Origin of the sequence: Alicycliphilus denitrificans (assembly GCF_044792555.1) — a bacterium.
In the GTDB taxonomy this organism is placed as follows: Bacteria; Pseudomonadota; Gammaproteobacteria; order Burkholderiales; family Burkholderiaceae_C; genus Alicycliphilus; species Alicycliphilus denitrificans_A.
In genome coordinates this window covers 697,141-712,685 of the sequence record NZ_CP126238.1, presented here as the reverse complement: position 1 = coordinate 712,685, position 15,545 = coordinate 697,141, and the positions used below count along the sequence as shown (strand labels likewise).

Genomic DNA, 15,545 nt, shown 5'->3' with positions numbered 1-15,545 from the left:
CGTGCCCGTTGGCACCCCTTGATCAAAAGAGCAAGCCACCGCTATCAGGACAGCGCCACCGGTGCCTGCGCCGCACGCAACGCGGTCAGCACCGCATCGCGCGGCCCATCCGCCTGCAGTACGCCATTGCTCAGCACCATCACCCGGTCGGCCACCGCCAAAATGCCAGGCCTGTGCGTCACCAGCACCACCGTGCTGCCCTGGGCCTTGAGAATCTGCACCGCCCGCACCAGGGCGGCCTCGCCCACATCGTCCAGATTGGCATTCGGCTCGTCGAGCACCACCAGCCTGGGATTGCCATACACCGCACGAGCCAAGCCGATACGCTGACGCTGCCCGCCCGACAGCAACCCGCCCGCCTCGCCAATCGACGTGTCATACCCCTTGGGGAAGCGCAGGATCATCTCGTGCAGGCCGGCACTGCGCGCCGCCTCGATCACCTTCTGCGCATCCACCTCGCCAAAACGTGCAATGTTCTCGGCAATCGAGCCCTCGAACAGCTCGATATCCTGGGGCAGATAGCCCAGGCAAGGCCCCAGTTCCTCACGGCTCCAGCCGGCCAAAGGCCGCTCATCGAGCAGCACCTCGCCCGTCATGTGCGGCCAAATGCCAATCATGCAGCGCGCCAGCGTGGACTTTCCCGAGCCCGAAGGCCCCAGCACCACGGTCACCGAACCCGGCAGCGCCTGCAGGCTCACCCCCTTGAGGATGGGTTCGGCACGCCCCGGTGCCACCGCCACCACATCGCGCAACTGCAAGGCCCCGGTTGGAGACACACGGGTCAAGGCCGAATCACGCTCGGGGTTTTCCGCCAGCAAGGCCTCCAGGCGGCCGAACGCCGCATGCGCCACCGCAAAACTGCGCCAGGTCCCGGCCAGCACGTCAATGGGCGTCAAGGTGCGCGTCATCAGCACATTCGCGGCAATCATCGCCCCGGCGGACAACTGCCCATCGATCACCAGCAAGCCGCCGGCCCCCAGTGCCAGGGACTGCTGCGAATAACGCAAAAACTTGCTCCACGCAGCCACCCTGTGGCTGCGCGCCTGCGAACGGCCCTGTACATCCGCCACCCGCCTGTGCACCGCCTGCCAGCGCCGTGCCAGGTGATGCACCATACCCATGGGCTCCAGGGTTTCCAACTGCAGCAGCTTGCCCTGCAAATCCTGGGTCTCGGCTGCTGCCGCCTGCTGCGCCTGCTGCGCCAGCGCGCTCGTCTGCCAATGCCCCCACCACATCAAGGCCGCCTGCAAGGCCGCGAAAAACAGCGCCAGATACCCCAGCATGGGGTGTAGGAAAAACACCACCGCCAGATACACCAGCGCCCAGGGCGCATCGAACAGCGCAAAAATGCCATTGCCGGTCAAGAACTGGCGCAACTGGACCAGGTCACCAAAGGCCTTGGCCGTGCTGGTGCCGAACTGCTTCAGGTTCGACTCGAAACTGGCATTGAACACCCGGGTGCTCAACACCGCATCCAGGCGCGCTCCCGCACGCACCAGCACACGCGAGCGCATCCACTCCGAAAACGCCGCCACCAGAAACAAGAACAGCGCAATCAGCGACACCACCAGCAGCGTCAGCTCGCTGCGGCTCACCATGACCCGGTCATAGACCTGCAGCATATACAGCGTGGGCACCAGCAACAGCACATTGGCCACCACGCTGAACACCGCCACCACCAGAAACTCGCGCCGGAAGGCCCACAGCGCCCGCGTCAACTCGCTGCGCCCCCAAAAACCAGAAATCGCCATCATTCGACCTGTGACATCTCAATCGCTTCGACCTGCTCAGGCCACTGCCTGGCCCAACGCCATGGGCGCCTGTGCGGGCGCCGCCTGTGCAGCCGCCTGACGCGCCGCCTGGTTCAATGCCGCCAGCACCTCATCGCGCGCGCCGAACGCCTGCTGCTGCCCATCGCGCAGCACCAGCATCTTGTTGGCCACGCCCAGCACGCTGGTGCGGTGCGTGATCACCACCACCACCGCCCCGCGCGCACTTGCCTGCGCCAAGGCCGCGGCCAAGGCTGCATCGCCCTGCTCATCCAGGCTCGAATTGGGCTCGTCGAGCACCACATACACCGGGTCGCCATACAGCGCGCGCGCCAGCCCCACACGCTGGCGCTGCCCGCCAGACAGCCGCATGGCCCCCGGCCCCACCTGCGTCTCATAACCCTGCGGCAGCGACATGATCCACTCATGCAGGCCCACGGCGCGCGCCACTGCCTCCACTTGCGGCATATCCACCGGCCCAAAACGCGCCATGTTCTCGGCCAGCGAGCCCTCGAACAACGCCACCCCCTGGGGCAAATAGCCCACATGCGGCCCCAGCTCCCGCTTGCTCCAGGCCTGCACATCCGCGCCGTCCAGGCGCACCTTGCCCATCGCCGCCGGCCACAGCCCCACCAACAGGCGCGCCAGCGTCGTCTTGCCCGAAGCCGAAGGCCCCACCACCGCCAGCACATCGCCCGGCTGCAACACAAATGAAATGCCGCGCAAAATGGAACTGCTGCTGCCCGGTGCGCCCGCCACCAGTTGCTCCACCTGCACCACGCCACGCGGGGCCGGCAACTCCATCGCCGCAGACTCGGCGGGCACCGCCGACAGCAAGGCCTCCAGACGCGTCCAGGCATCGCGCACATTCACCACCGACTGCCACTGCCCCACCACCTGCACCAGCGGCGCCAGCATGCGCCCGCCCAGAATCGAACTCACCACCAGCATGCCGCCGCCCCCGCGCAGCTCATCGTGCAGCAGCAGCCAGCACGACAGGCCCAACAGCAGGGAACTCAGCACGTTCTGCACCAGCTTGCTCAAGGCCTGAAAGCCCCCCGCCGCATCCGAAGCCAGTGCCTGCAGGCCCAGAAACTCGCGCTGCTTGGCCACCCAGCGGCGATGCGTGTTCTTCAGCATGCCCATGGCCTCGATCACCTCGGCATTGCGCAGCGTATCGTCAGCATAGCGCTGCGCCGCAATCGCGCAGCGGTTGGCCTCCATCAGCGGCGGCTTGGTGCGCCGCTCATTGAGCCAGGTGATGCCCACCTGCAGCAAGCCAAACGCCACCGCCGACCAGCCCAGCGCCGGGCTGATCAGGAACAGCAGCACCATCATCACCAGCGCCACCGGCGCCTCCATGATGGCCAGCAGCGCCGGCGAATACAGGAATTCGCACACTTTCCTGAAATCCTGCAGCGTCTGCACATGCCCGCCCGGTACGCGGCGCACATTGGCCTCGAACATGGCGCGGAACACGCGCATGTGCAGCCGCTCATCAAGCACCTCGGCCGCGCCGCGCATCACCTCGCTGCGCGCCCACTCCAGCACCTCCATGAGCACGAACGCGCCCAGCACCAGCACCGTCAGCCAAAAAAGCGTGGCATGGCTGCGGCTGTTCACTACCCGCTCATACACCTCCAGCATATAGCCCGAAGGCGCCAGCACCAGCAGGCTGGCGCACAGGCTGAACCAGGCGGCGCGCACATAGAAAGGACGCAGATCGGCCACCGCCTTGCGTAACTCCGAGGGAACCGGGTTGGAACTCATACCACCTCTTCAACCATCACATACTCGGGCAGCTCGCCGGTTTCGGGCACGGGCAACACCCCATCGGGCGCGCCAGCCGCAGGCTGAACCTGGTCGAGCAGCAGGAAAGACAACACAAACACACCATCGGCACGGCGCGACAGCACCACCTCGCGCAGCTTCTGCGACTGAAAACGCGCCTCCACCTCGCTGTCCAGCGACAGCTGAAAGCGCATGCGCCCATCCAGCGTGAACATCGATAGCTGCCCTGCCTTCACACTCAGCGTATGCCGGTCGAAATACACCGGGCAGCGCTCGGAAAAACGCAGCAAGGGCAGGGGCCCAGCACCCAGGCGCTCTAGATGCAAGGGGCTGCCCGGATGCTGGAACACGAGCCGGCAGGTACGCGACACCGAATAAATCGCATTGCACACCATCTGCGAGCCCATGTCGGGGAACTGCTCGCGCAGCTGGCGGTAGGCCAGGTGGTGCAGCGCCACCCGGTTCCACACCCGCGTGGACTGCACCAGCGGCGCCAGCGCATTGCACAGCCGCGCAAAGCCCTGCTGCAGAGCCTGCAGGCGCTGGGCCTGCTCGGGCGAAGCGTTCAGGGGAATGCGGAGAATGGCGTCCATGGCAGACTGCGGAGTCTAACAAAACTCTTATATGAACTTCATATAAGAGACCGCAAAAGCCAAAAAACAACGCATGCGGCACCGCATGCCGCGGGGACGGCTGCATAACCCGCCCTCCCCGCCACCCCATGTGAAGCAAGGCCGCCCTGCGCGCCATGCGCACAATACCGGACACAGACCCGGGCACAGCCGACGCGGCGTTATGCTGCGCCGCACATCCCTGCCCCCACAAGACATGACCGACACCACCTCCACCCCGACCACCCCCCATGTGACGCCACTGTCGCTCCAGCAGCACGGCCAGCTGCGCTGGCGCAGCCCGGCCGACTACGGCTTTGCCGGCCACGACAACCTCTGCCCCCTGGTGCTGCAGGAGCTGCCCAAGGCCGTCATGGCCCTGCCCATAGGCTTCATCGCTCAGCAAGATCAGTTCCTGCTCGTCGCCATCCAGGGCCTGCAAGCCGGCAGCAACCTCTATGTGGCGCCGGACGGCCGCTGGCTGGCCGGCTACATCCCCGCGCCCTACCGCAGCCACCCCTTCCGCCTGGCCCGCACCGAGAGCGGCCAGCAGGTGCTGTGCATCCACTCAGACAGCGGACTCGTGAGCGCCAGCGAAGGCCAACCCTTCTTCGACGACCAGGGCCAACTGGCCCCGGCCACCGCCCAGGTGCTGCAGTTCTTCCAGCAGCTCGAAGGCAACCGCCAGCACACCTCTGCCGCCTGCACCCTGCTGCAGCAGCACGGGTTGATCCAGCCCTGGCCGGTGCGCCTGCAAACCGATGCCGGCGCGCAGGAGCTGGGCGGCCTGCTGCGCATCGACGAAGCCGCGCTGAACCAGCTCTCCGGCGCAACGCTCGAGGCCCTGCAGCGCAGCGGCGCCCTGCAGCTGGCCTACTGCCAGCTGCTGTCCATGCAGCACCTGGCCAGCCTGGGCCAGCTCGCGGCCCTGCATGCCAAGGCCAGGCAGGCGCCCACCCCCGCGCCGGCGCGTGACCTCGACCTGGAGTTCCTGAACCAGGGCGGCACGCTGCAACTCGGCGCGCTGTGACCGCCCTGCCCGAGGCCGCGCCGCCGGCAAGCCCGATGCTGCAGCGCATCACCACGGCCTACGACCCCGAGCAGGACCGCATGCGCCTGGCCGGCGAACGCGCCGACGGCAGCACGCTGACGCTGTGGCTCACCCAGCGCCTGCTCGCACGCCTGCTGCCGGCGCTGTGGCAATGGCTGGAGCGGCACGACGCCACGGGCACGCTGGTGCAGTCCGCCCACCTTCCCAGCCACCGCAGCGACGCCCTGCAGGGCTTTGCCCAGCAGGCCGCGCGCGCGCAGCTCCCGCCGCAGCCGCCAGTCACCCCGCACGAGCGCAGCCCGCAATGGCTGGTGCACGGCATCCAGCTCTCGGCCAGCGCATCGGGCGTGGAGCTGCGCTTCAGCGGCGCCCCGGGCGCCGACGCCACCGCCCCGGTCGGCCTGACGCTGGCCGCCCAGCCCCTGCGCCAATGGCTGTCAATACTGCAGCAGCAGTACCACGAGGCTGAATGGCCCATGCAGGACTGGCCGCGATGGCTGGCGGAAGCCGCCGGCCCGGCCGTACCCGCGGCCCGGGCCATGCTGCATTAGGAATAGCCGCCTTAGCTCTCAAAAAAAGAGCTGCTAACGCTTACCTGGAAAGCGTTATCGGCCTATTTTGCATCAATCCACCCGAAGCCAGGGCCGTCTCGCCCAGGTGGCAAATTGCCCATCCGTGCCATCTTCGCTCCGAAATTCACGCGACCACATTCCGGAAAAATCGACTCTACATTCCGTAATTTACGTTGCTTGATTCCGGAATTTACGACACCATGGGCGCATGAGCACGACCTCTCTTTACCCGCGCCGGATCGAGCCGCGCATCGCTGAAGCCTTGCTGGACACGCCGGTCGTGTTGCTCGCAGGCCCGCGCCAGGCCGGTAAGACAACCCTGGTGAAGCAGATCGCAGACCGGCAGGGGCTGCGCTATCTGACCATGGACGATGAGCTGACGCTGCTCTCGGCCAGGGAAGACCCCATCGGGATGATTCGCAGCCTGGACCGGGTCGTGATCGACGAAATCCAGCGCGCACCGCAGTTGCTGCTGGCCATCAAGAAAAGCGTGGACGAAGACCGGCGGCCCGGACGCTTTCTGCTCACCGGCTCGGCCAATCTGATGGCGCTGCCGACCGTGGCCGACTCGCTGGCGGGCCGGATGGAAACGCTGTCGTTGCTGCCCTTGTCGCAGGGCGAAATGCAGGCGCGTTCGGCCAACTGGATCGACAGCGCTTTCTCGGGCCGGATTCTCATGGCGGACCAGCCCTCACTGGGCAGCGAACTGGTCGAGCGCGTGCTGCGCGGCGGCTACCCCGAGGCGATTGCGCGTGCCACGCCCAGGCGCCGTGTGACCTGGGCGCGGCAGTACATCGACGCCATCATCCAGCGAGATGTGCGGGATGTGGCAGGCATCGAGAAGCTCGACCAGTTGCCGCGGTTCCTGCGCGCCCTGGCGCAGACGGCGGGCCAGATGTGCAACTACACCCAGCTCGGCAGCCAGGTGGGGCTGGATGGCAAGACGGCCTCGCGCTACGTCGCCGTCTTCGAGCAGATGTACCTGCTCAAGCGCATCGACGTCTGGGCCCGCAACCGCCTCAACCGCGTGGTCAAGACGCCGAAGCTGCAGTTCATCGATTCCGGCCTGTTGGCTGCGCTGCTTGACCTGAGCGCCGAGGAAGTACAGCAGGATCGCACACGGTTCGGCAACGTACTGGAGAGCTTCGTTTTCGGAGAACTGCTCAAGCACATGAGCACGGCAGATGGCGACTATCGCCCGATGTATTACCGGGATGCCGACAAATTCGAGGTCGATTTCGTGATCGAGAATGCCGCAGGACAACTGGTGGGCGTCGAGGTGAAAGCCGCAGCCACCGTCAAGGAAAGCGACCTGCGTGGCTTGAGGAAGCTGGCCAGCCTGGCAGGCAGCCCATTCAAGATGGGCGTGTTGCTGTACGACGGCACCGAGACGATGCCGCTGGGAGACGGCATCTGGGCGGCGCCGCTGTCGACGCTCTGGGGAGCGTGAAAGCCATACGCCGGGGCTGAACACCTCAGCGTCTCGCAGGCCGGGCTTGCAATTCAAAAACGATAGCTACCTGCGCTTACCTGGTAGGCGCAATCAACCGATTTGCCTGATTAGGTACATACCTCAGATCACCGTCATTCCGGCGAAAGCCGGAATCCAGGAGCCTCGCAGCACTCAAACCGCTGGATTCCGGCTTTCGCCGGAATGACGTGGCGTTTGTTGACCGAGTGCTGTCTGAGATATGTCGCTCATCAGGCCAATTTGGCTTCAATCCAGAGGCGGCGCGGCCTCCATCGCCCCCGCCTCCGACTCCAGCAGCTGCCGCACGCCCGCCAGCGCCTGCACCGCCTCCTGCAGCAGCGCATCGGCAGCCAGCCGCCCGGCCTCGGCGCTCTCGCGGGCGCGGCCCGCCTGTTCCAGCTGGGCCTGGGCCAACTGCGCGGCCTGCTGCGCCTGGTCGCGCGCCAGCTCGGCCTGGGCCAGCTCGGCACGCAGGGCCTGGGCCGCGTCCTGCACCCCGGTGCCGTCGGCCAGCGCCTGCAGCCATTGCAGCTGGCGCGGCAGGCAGACGGCGCGCAGGTCGAACCGCTCCTGCACGAAGCGCCGCGCCTGCGCGCCCAGGCGCTGCCGTTCGGCCGGCTCCTGCAGCAGGCGCGCCACCTCGTCCGCCAGGCCCTCGGCATCGAAGAAATCCAGCAGCCGGCCGGTCTCGCCATGCACCAGCACCTCGCGCACCGGCTCGGTGTCGCTGGCCACCACGGCGCAGCCGATGCCCATGGCCTCCAGCAGGCTGCGCGACAGCGCCAGCGGGTAGGCCCAATGCACATGCACCGCCGACAACTGCAGCACCGCCACCACATGGGCATGGGGCAAAGGCCCCAGGAAATGCACGCGCTGCCAGTCAGCCTCCGGCATCTGCGGGCGCAGCTCGTCGATGAGGCGCTGCTTCCAGCCGGGCCCGTCCGCCGGCACCGGGCCTTGCGCCCCCACGATCAGCACCCGCGCCGCAGGGCGCCGGGCCAGCAGCCGCGGCAAGGCACGCAGCAGCACCTGCAGGCCGCGCCGCGGCTCCAGGCTGCGGGCCACGAAGCTCACGATCTCGTCGCCATGCGCCAGCGCCACATCGCCGGGCAGCGTCGCGCGCACCTGGTCGTTCGGCGCCAGCGCCTCGCAGTCGATGCCGTCATGCGCCACCCACAGCCGCTCGCGCCACGGCGCGGGGAACCGCGCCGCCTGCCAGTCGGTGGGCACCAGCAGCCCATCCGCCTCGCGCAGGTGCAGGTCCAGCGGGGCATTGCGCATGCGCAACTGGGCCTGCAGCAGCGCCTGGGCACGCGCGCGGGCGGTATCGTCCAAGGCAGTCAACGCGCTCAAGCCCGGGTCATGGTCCGCATGCCGCGCGCTGGCCGCGTCGTGGTAGTGATCGCCCCACAGGCCCAGCCGGGCACCGGGCCACACGGCCTTCACAAACAGGCTGTCGCCCATGCCGACCTGGGCCAGGACCACGTCGGGCGCAAACCCATGCTCATCGCGCAGCGCCAGCGCGGCCTGCAGCGCCGCCTCGCCGCGGATCGCCCGCATTTCCAGGTCGGCCACCCAGCCCTGCGCCCCCGGCGTGGCGCCGCGCGGCAGGCCATAGGCCAGCACCTGCACGCCGGGCACGTCGAATTCGGGGACTGTGCCTTCCGGGGACTGCTGGCACAGCGCCCGCACCTCGTGCCCCTGCTGAACCAACGCCTGTGCCAAATGGCGAAACTGTGCCGGGACCCCCGGGTGCACGAAAAGAATACGCATAGCCCTCATTCACTCAAAAAAGCCATGGGCTGCCCATGCAGCCCAGGTGCGAGTGAATTTATCGCGTCCCGGAGGGGATTCCGGCTATTTTCTTGTATCAATCCATGAGTGGAATCGCGACAGGGGCTCAGCGCGAAAGGGTCAGAGCTACCGCAGCGGAGTCATTGGCCGTGGTCATCACCATGCTGATCCCGTTGGCCGCGTTCAGCGTGGCCACCCCTTGCAGGTTCACGCGGGTGCCCGCGCAGTCCTCGGTCATGCTCACGTCCACCACCGCCGTGCGTTCCGGGCGCTCCGTCAACTGGCCGACATAGGTACAGCCAGTGGTGCGCGTACCAGTGAGGGCACCGCTGGCGGTGATGTTCCAGTTCTGCGCGCCCGGACCTTGCACGTCGCGCCAGGCGCCTGCGAACTGAGCCAGCGTCGCAGCAGTGTCATAGCGCGCCTGATAGGCGAGGCTGAAGGGCTCCCCTGTGCCACCATCAGGGATGATCGTGCCGGTCAGGCTGCTCTTTGCCACCACACTGGCCGTGATGCTGCCGTCCGTCACGGTGCTGGTACCGAGCAGGTAGCTCTTGCCCCGGCCCGAGAAGCTGGCGGCTTGGCCACTCAGGCCAGCCTTGAGCACGCGTACGCTGCTTCCAGTCGTGACAGCGGCCCACATCTTGCCGTCCGGCAGCACGATGGCAGAGACAGCGGGACTCGCGCCGGCAGGGCTTTGCCACAAGCCCTGGAGCAGGGATGTGGGCAGTGTGGCGCTGCCGCCACCGCCATTGTTGTTGCCGTTGCCGTTGCCGTTGCCGTTGCCGTTGCCGGGGCCGTTATCGGCACTGCCACTGCCGCCGCCGCAAGCCGCAAGGGCCAGGGCCAGGACTGATGCGCTCAGGATGTAAGGTGTCTTCATAGTGTGTTTATGCAAATGTCGTCCAGCGGTGTTGTCAAGGGGCTCAGAACCAGAAGCCGCCTTGTGTCGTCTCGGGGATGTAGCCCACGATGGTGAGAGGCATTTGGCCGATCTCGCCCTGCAGGGTGATGACGCCATCGGCTTTGCCGTCGCGGTCGAAGGCGCCGCCGTCGGCAATCTGGAAATCCAGGCGCAGCTTGTTGCCTTCCGCGACCACGCGGCCGCCGTAGGCAGCGCTGGCCAGGTTGGCCCAGCCCCCTTGGTTATCCTGGACCCAGAAGCCGTTGGCGGGCAGCGAGCCGTCCACATAGATGCTGAAGGTCTCCGTCGGATGGCCGGTGATGGCGATGGTGGAGACAATGCTGCCGAGGGACGACACCATGGAGCTCGGGAGCTGGGGATTGTGGTCTTGCTGGGTGAGCGAGGTGATCTGTGCCGTCCCCTCGTTGCCCACACGCCCCTGATCCGAGTTGGCGACCAGCGTAATGAAGGTTTGCGGTGCATTGCCCGGATTGCTAACGGCCTTGTCGGTCTTGAAGAAGGGCGCGGACGAGACGCTGGACTGCATGTTGTCCGCGATGCCATCGCCGTTGCCATCGCCCTTTTGCGCGGGCTTGCCGTCCACCACCAGTGCTGGGGCTTCGGCCTCGGTCGCAGGAGGAATGCCATCGTTGTCTTGGTCGGCAGGTGGTGTAGCTCCACCACCGTTGCCACCGCCATTGCCGCTGCCACCGCCCCCGACAAATCCCTGCACGACGTTGAATTGATGGGTTGCTGCTATGGGGCTGACGATGACACCATCGGTCACGGACAACTGAATGGTGGTGAGGCCCAGCGCGCTGGGGACGAATTGCATGGCGGCCAGTGCCGCATTGATGTCGTCTGCGCGGCCCGTGATCTGTACACCGGGAGTCAGCGGGTCTGCATCCACCACGTTGGTGAAAAAGACATTGGTCGTGGCAATGGTCACGGTCAGGGAATCACTGTCTCCATCAAAGACTTTGTAGTCTGGCAAGGCACTGACTAAACCATATGTTGCCGTCCCAGGTTCGGAGGGCATGCCCGTGATGGTGGGTATATCGTTGGTGTTCGAGAAGGTAAGCGTCAGGTCGGTGTGACGGATATTGCCGTTACCATCGTCCGCCGTCACGCGCACCACCAGAGGCGATGTGGCGTTGGCGGGCGGGTTGCCGCTCAAGGTCTGCGTGGTGGGGTCAAACGTCAGCCAGCCGGGCAGCGGAGCCGGCGTGCCGCCAACCGCCGGCGGAAGAGCCGCGGTATAGGTGAGGCCTCCGCCACCACCAAAGGTGCCGTCCGGAACGGTGTAGGTGAAGAGGCCTTCGCCAGCTTTGGTGGGAGGGGCTGTTTTGCGGAATTCGCCACCGGTGTTGTCGGTGCTGGTGTTGCCTGCCGCGTCGGTGACCACGGCGGTCACGTCGTAGGCCTGGCCTGCGACAAAGGCGCCCAGCGCAGTACCAGCCTTGGGTATGGCTGTGGCGGTGTTCACGCTCCAGCTTCCGTCGCCAGCCACCGTCACGTTGTCGTAGATGGCGCCGTTGATGGTCACGGCCAGGGTTCCGCCCGCAGGCAGTGCGCCTGCACCCACCGTGCCGGTGATGACCGGTTGGTCGGTGTCGACCGTTTGCAGGGTGATGGCGGGTAGTGCGGGAGCCGTGGTGTCGATCTCGAACCGGCCCACGACCACGCTGCCGTCGCTATTGCTCACGGTCAGCTCGTATTGACCGTCCGCCGTGGACGCAGGGTTGCCGGAGGCGATGGAGCCATGGAACGAACCAAAGGGGTTGGCGCTTCCACCCGGCTGGGCATCCAGCAGCACCACGGTATGGGTCTGGGTTCCGGCGTTGTAGTCGATGCGGTAGTGCTGGCCCAGCGTCAGCGTGGTGCCATCGGGCCCCTTCAGGGTAGGCGCCAGGCCTGGCTCACCCGTGAAGGTCAGCACAGGCAAGCCGTTGTTCGTGATGTTGTCGCTGGTATTGGTGCCACTGTCGGTAGCCGGCGTCATGCCGAGCGAGTTGGCGACCGGAAGCGGGTCCGTGGTATTGGTGAAGGTCCAGTTGAAGGTACTGGAAACCGACAGGTTGCTGGGGTCCTTGGCCGTGACGGTGATGGCATAGGTCTTGCCGCCGGCTGGCGTGGGCGGGTTGCCCGACAGGGTGCCGGTGGCCGGGTCGATGCTCAGCCAGTCGAGCGTGACCGGGTTGCCGCCATCGGTGGCCGTATAGCTGTACGTGAAGGCGTCTCCATCGAGGTCGGTGAAACGGCTGCCCGTGGCATAGCTGTGCACGCCCTTGCCGGTGGTGGTGGTGTTGCTGATGCCCAAGGCCACCGGTGCGTCTGGGACATCCGTCACGGTGAAGGAGCCGGTTTCACCCGCTTGTGAAAACGCCGTCTGGCCGCCGCGCGCGGTCACGTCGGCCGTGCTGCCCGCCGTGCCGGTGGCGCCGTCCCAGATGTAGAAGCTGAAGCTGCCCGTACCGCCCTTGGCCGCATCGGGCTGGAAGCGCAGCTTGTCGGTACTGCGCAGCAACAGGGCCGAGGTGGTGGAGAGCGCCGGCGCATCCACCCAGGTGGTGCCGCCATTGGTCGAGTACTGGAACTTGCCCGCACCGGCGGTGGACGAAGTCGCGTAGATGGCGATACCGCCATCGGCAAATTCACCTGCCAGCGGCCCCCCTGCCGCGGTGTCGACATCGGTGACGGTGCCTGTCACCAGCGTGCTGACCAGCGCGCCCGTGTTATCTGCCGTGGTGACATCTTCGGACACGGTGGGCAGAGCGGAGGTGCCGCCGGCCACATAGACCGGTGCGTCATTGGAGGCAGTCACGACCGCCTTCACGGTATAGGTCCCGGCAGAAACGGGGTGACGCGAGTCCGCCACGCCCTTGTAGCTGGTGACATCGACGGGGCCCGCGGTGGGGGCGCCGGTGCTGCTGTCCACCAGGTGCACGGACAGTTCGGGCGCAGCCGTGCCACGCCAGTTTTCCGGGCTGGCCAGTACGAAGTTCAGCAGAGCCGTGCTGGGCAGCCACAAGCCCGCGGCATCACTCACGGTGCCGATGGCTTGCCAGGTGGTACCGTTGTCCAGGGAGTACTGCCAGGCGCCCGAGGCATCGCTGGTGTCGCCGACCACGATGATGCCGCTCAGAGGGTCAGGATTACCGATGACATTGTCCGGATCGGCATACAGGGGGTTGAACAGGCTGGCGACGGACTTCCCCGTTACTGCGGGGTTGGCGTCTTCCGCGAACGAAAGCGTGGTGGAAGGGCCGCTCAGTTCCGGCGCGTTATTGGCCTGGGTGATGGTGAGCGTGGTTTGCGTGCTGGCCTGGTTGTTGCTGCCGTCCGCAACGGTCAGCGTCAGGTCGCGAACCTCTTTCGTATCCTTCGCTGTGTTCTGGAAATCGATTTGCTGCGCGATGGCCTGCAGGTCGGCCGTGGTGACGCTGTTGCTGGAGACCTTGAAATTGTCGATGAACAGCGAGCCGCCAACGGCCCTGCCGCCTGTGAAGTCATAGGTGCCGGAAACGAAGACGAAGAACCAGTTGCCGGTCGAGGGCACGGTGACGCTGGTCGTGGTCCAGGGCTTGACGCCGGTGTAACTGGCACCGGTTTCGTTCAGCACGATCTGGTAGGCGCCGGTGTCGGCATTCATCAGATAGCCGAAGGCATCGTAGGCGTCACTGCCTGCTTTGGCCTGCCAGTCGAAAAACAACACGTCATTGGCATTGGCCGCAAAGGTGTTCGAGTAGGCATACGGTCCGTGCACCACGTCAAAGCCGTTTTGTGTAGTGCCGTTGTTGTACAGGCGCAGTGAGGCATTGCCTTCGGTTTTTTCGGCAGTCGACAACTCGCTGCTGAAGGTCATCGTGGCGGGATCGGCGTCCGAGTTGCCAGAGTTGGCGGGCCAGGTGGTATCGGCCGGTGCGGTTTTGCCATTGATGACCGTAGTCCCCAGGATGACGCGCTCGGTGCCGATGGTCCAGCCCGTGACGGCTCCGCCACCCGTCACCGATTCGAAGCCCGGGTTCTGGAAATTGGCCACGAAGTTGATTTTGAGTGGCTTGCCGTTCTGGCCATTATCCACAGCGTCGATCACGCCCAGTGGTATCTTGCTGCCACCCGCGCCCCGGTAGACGACACCGGCGTCGAACGAGATCGCGCCCAGCGCATTGGGAGTGGCAGAGCTGCTCAGCGTCAATTGATCGCCCGTGCTGGGATCGCTGATCGCATAACGAATGTAGCCGCCGCCGTAGTTGTCGCCACCGGTGAAGTTGATGTTGGAGTCGATCAGCACGGGCGAGGACGAACCCTCGACGAAGGTCACCGGATCGAGGCCCGACAGGGCTGGTGCGGCCAGAGTGCCCGCGTAGCCCGCCACCTGCAGCGTGGCCACGTCCACCGTGCCGCTGGCGGCTTCCAGCACCCAGTTGCCGCCCAGGGCGCTGGCGCCCGTGGTGTCGGTGGAGGCGGCGATGTCGGCGCCCGTGGCCTGGGCCAGGCGGCCGATCAGGTCGGCGCCCGCCGTGCCCTGGGCCACGTCGCAGCCGTAGAGCAGGATGTCGCCGTCGTTCGACAGCGCCGCGCCAATGCGCGCCAGCGCGTCCTGGAAACCCGGCAGGGTGCTGGCGTTCAGGCTCGTCTTGCCCAGGTTCAGACTACCGGCACTGCCATGGCTGAACAGGTGGATTGCATCCAGGCCGGCCTGGCCTTCCAGCAGATTGATGATCTGGCCCAGCACGTCGCCCGCGGCGTCCAGCACGTGCACGCGCACATGGCTGGGCAGGCCCACGGCCAAGCCTTGCGGGTCACCGATGTTGTCGAGCACGAAGGCGATTTCACGAGCGTTTGCAGAGCTGCTGCCAGACCAGTTCATAGACAAATCCTAAAATTGCATTAGACCGATAAAAATTAACACCAGTAATAATTCTAACTTTAGATCACTAAAAGTAACAAAAAAATTACTCATCGCGCTCGTACGCCATCGTCTCGGCTTTGATGTTCTCGCGAGGCAGGTTCGCTTGACTGCGTGAGGCTTGGCAGGGCAAGCGCTTCGTGGCTTTGGCCAGTCACGACACGGTCAGCGAACTCCTGCACTGCGTGGAGACCGTGTCAAGATCGCGACGCCCCCGAGGGCTGCGCAACGCACGGCTGCTGGTGCCGCGACAGCGGACTTACCACAAAACCACCGACAGCCACCACCGCTTCTGGCGCCACCCCAACCTGGTCAAAATGGGGCCGGACAAGCACCAGGTGACGGGCAGCGAGCAGTTGTGGGTGGCCGACATCACCTACCTGCCCACGACAGGGCAATGCGTGTACCTGAGCCTGGTCACCGACGCGCACTCGCGCAAGATCGTCGGCTGGCTTGGGCATGCGAGCCTGCAAACCGAGGCGGTGGCGCAAGCGCTGAAGATGGCGCTACGGGGCCGTGCAACGCAGCAGGTGCTGGTGCATCACTGCGACCGAGGCCCAGTATTGCGCCCATGCGTACCAAGAGCTGCGCCGCCAGCACGGCATGAAATGCTCCATGACCGACGGCTACGACTGCTACCCAAATGCCCTGGCCGAGCAGGTCAACGGGA

9 protein-coding genes and 1 pseudogene are annotated in these 15,545 nt (G+C 65.9%); 4 read left to right on the top strand and 6 right to left on the bottom strand.

Going from position 1 to position 15,545, the window contains the following annotated elements; translation table 11 throughout:
- Window positions 1-44 precede the first annotated feature (44 nt).
- Genes P7644_RS03340 through P7644_RS03330 form a run of 3 tightly spaced genes read right to left on the bottom strand, consistent with a single transcriptional unit; the run spans window position 45 to window position 4,153 of the window.
- Window positions 45-1,751, bottom strand: a complete 1,707-nt coding sequence (locus P7644_RS03340) for a type I secretion system permease/ATPase (protein WP_404303106.1) — start codon at window positions 1,749-1,751, stop codon at window positions 45-47.
- 36 nt (window positions 1,752-1,787) lie between these two features.
- Window positions 1,788-3,539, bottom strand: a complete 1,752-nt coding sequence (locus P7644_RS03335) for a type I secretion system permease/ATPase (RefSeq protein ID WP_404301588.1) — start codon at window positions 3,537-3,539, stop codon at window positions 1,788-1,790.
- Window positions 3,536-4,153 carry a hypothetical protein gene (locus P7644_RS03330; RefSeq protein ID WP_404301587.1) on the bottom strand — a complete coding sequence of 206 codons (618 nt, stop codon included), beginning with the start codon at window positions 4,151-4,153 and terminating at the stop codon, window positions 3,536-3,538. Before P7644_RS03330 ends, P7644_RS03335 begins: the two co-directional genes overlap by 4 nt.
- Window positions 4,154-4,388: 235 nt before the next feature.
- Here P7644_RS03330 and P7644_RS03325 point away from each other — a divergent pair, with 235 nt between their 5' ends.
- The 3 genes from P7644_RS03325 (at window position 4,389) to P7644_RS03315 (ending at window position 7,244) form a co-directional block, all read left to right on the top strand.
- A complete protein-coding gene (locus P7644_RS03325) occupies window positions 4,389-5,201 on the top strand; it encodes a SapC family protein (RefSeq protein WP_404301586.1) in 813 nt (270 codons plus the stop codon).
- A complete protein-coding gene (locus P7644_RS03320; RefSeq protein ID WP_404301585.1) occupies window positions 5,198-5,773 on the top strand; it encodes a hypothetical protein in 576 nt (191 codons plus the stop codon). The genes P7644_RS03325 and P7644_RS03320 overlap by 4 nt, the downstream gene beginning before the upstream one ends.
- A gap of 229 nt (window positions 5,774-6,002) precedes the next feature.
- On the top strand, window positions 6,003-7,244 hold the full coding sequence (locus P7644_RS03315; protein ID WP_404301584.1) for an ATP-binding protein: 1,242 nt from the start codon (window positions 6,003-6,005) through the stop codon (window positions 7,242-7,244).
- 267 nt (window positions 7,245-7,511) lie between these two features.
- On the opposite strand, the gene P7644_RS03310 is transcribed toward P7644_RS03315, so the two are convergent.
- The 3 genes from P7644_RS03310 to P7644_RS03300 form a co-directional block, all read right to left on the bottom strand.
- Window positions 7,512-9,038, bottom strand: coding sequence for a glycosyltransferase (locus P7644_RS03310; RefSeq protein WP_404301583.1), 1,527 nt, complete (start codon window positions 9,036-9,038; stop codon window positions 7,512-7,514).
- Between the two features lie 127 nt (window positions 9,039-9,165).
- Complete coding sequence (locus P7644_RS03305) at window positions 9,166-9,942, bottom strand: hypothetical protein (protein WP_404301582.1); 777 nt, start codon at window positions 9,940-9,942, stop codon at window positions 9,166-9,168.
- A 43-nt stretch (window positions 9,943-9,985) separates the two neighbouring features.
- On the bottom strand, window positions 9,986-14,836 hold the full coding sequence (locus P7644_RS03300) for a DUF4347 domain-containing protein (protein ID WP_404301581.1): 4,851 nt from the start codon (window positions 14,834-14,836) through the stop codon (window positions 9,986-9,988).
- Window positions 14,837-15,069: 233 nt separating this feature from the next.
- Here P7644_RS03300 and P7644_RS03295 point away from each other — a divergent pair.
- Window positions 15,070-15,544: pseudogene (locus tag P7644_RS03295) on the top strand (DDE-type integrase/transposase/recombinase); the annotation flags it as partial.
- Window position 15,545 lies beyond the last annotated feature (1 nt).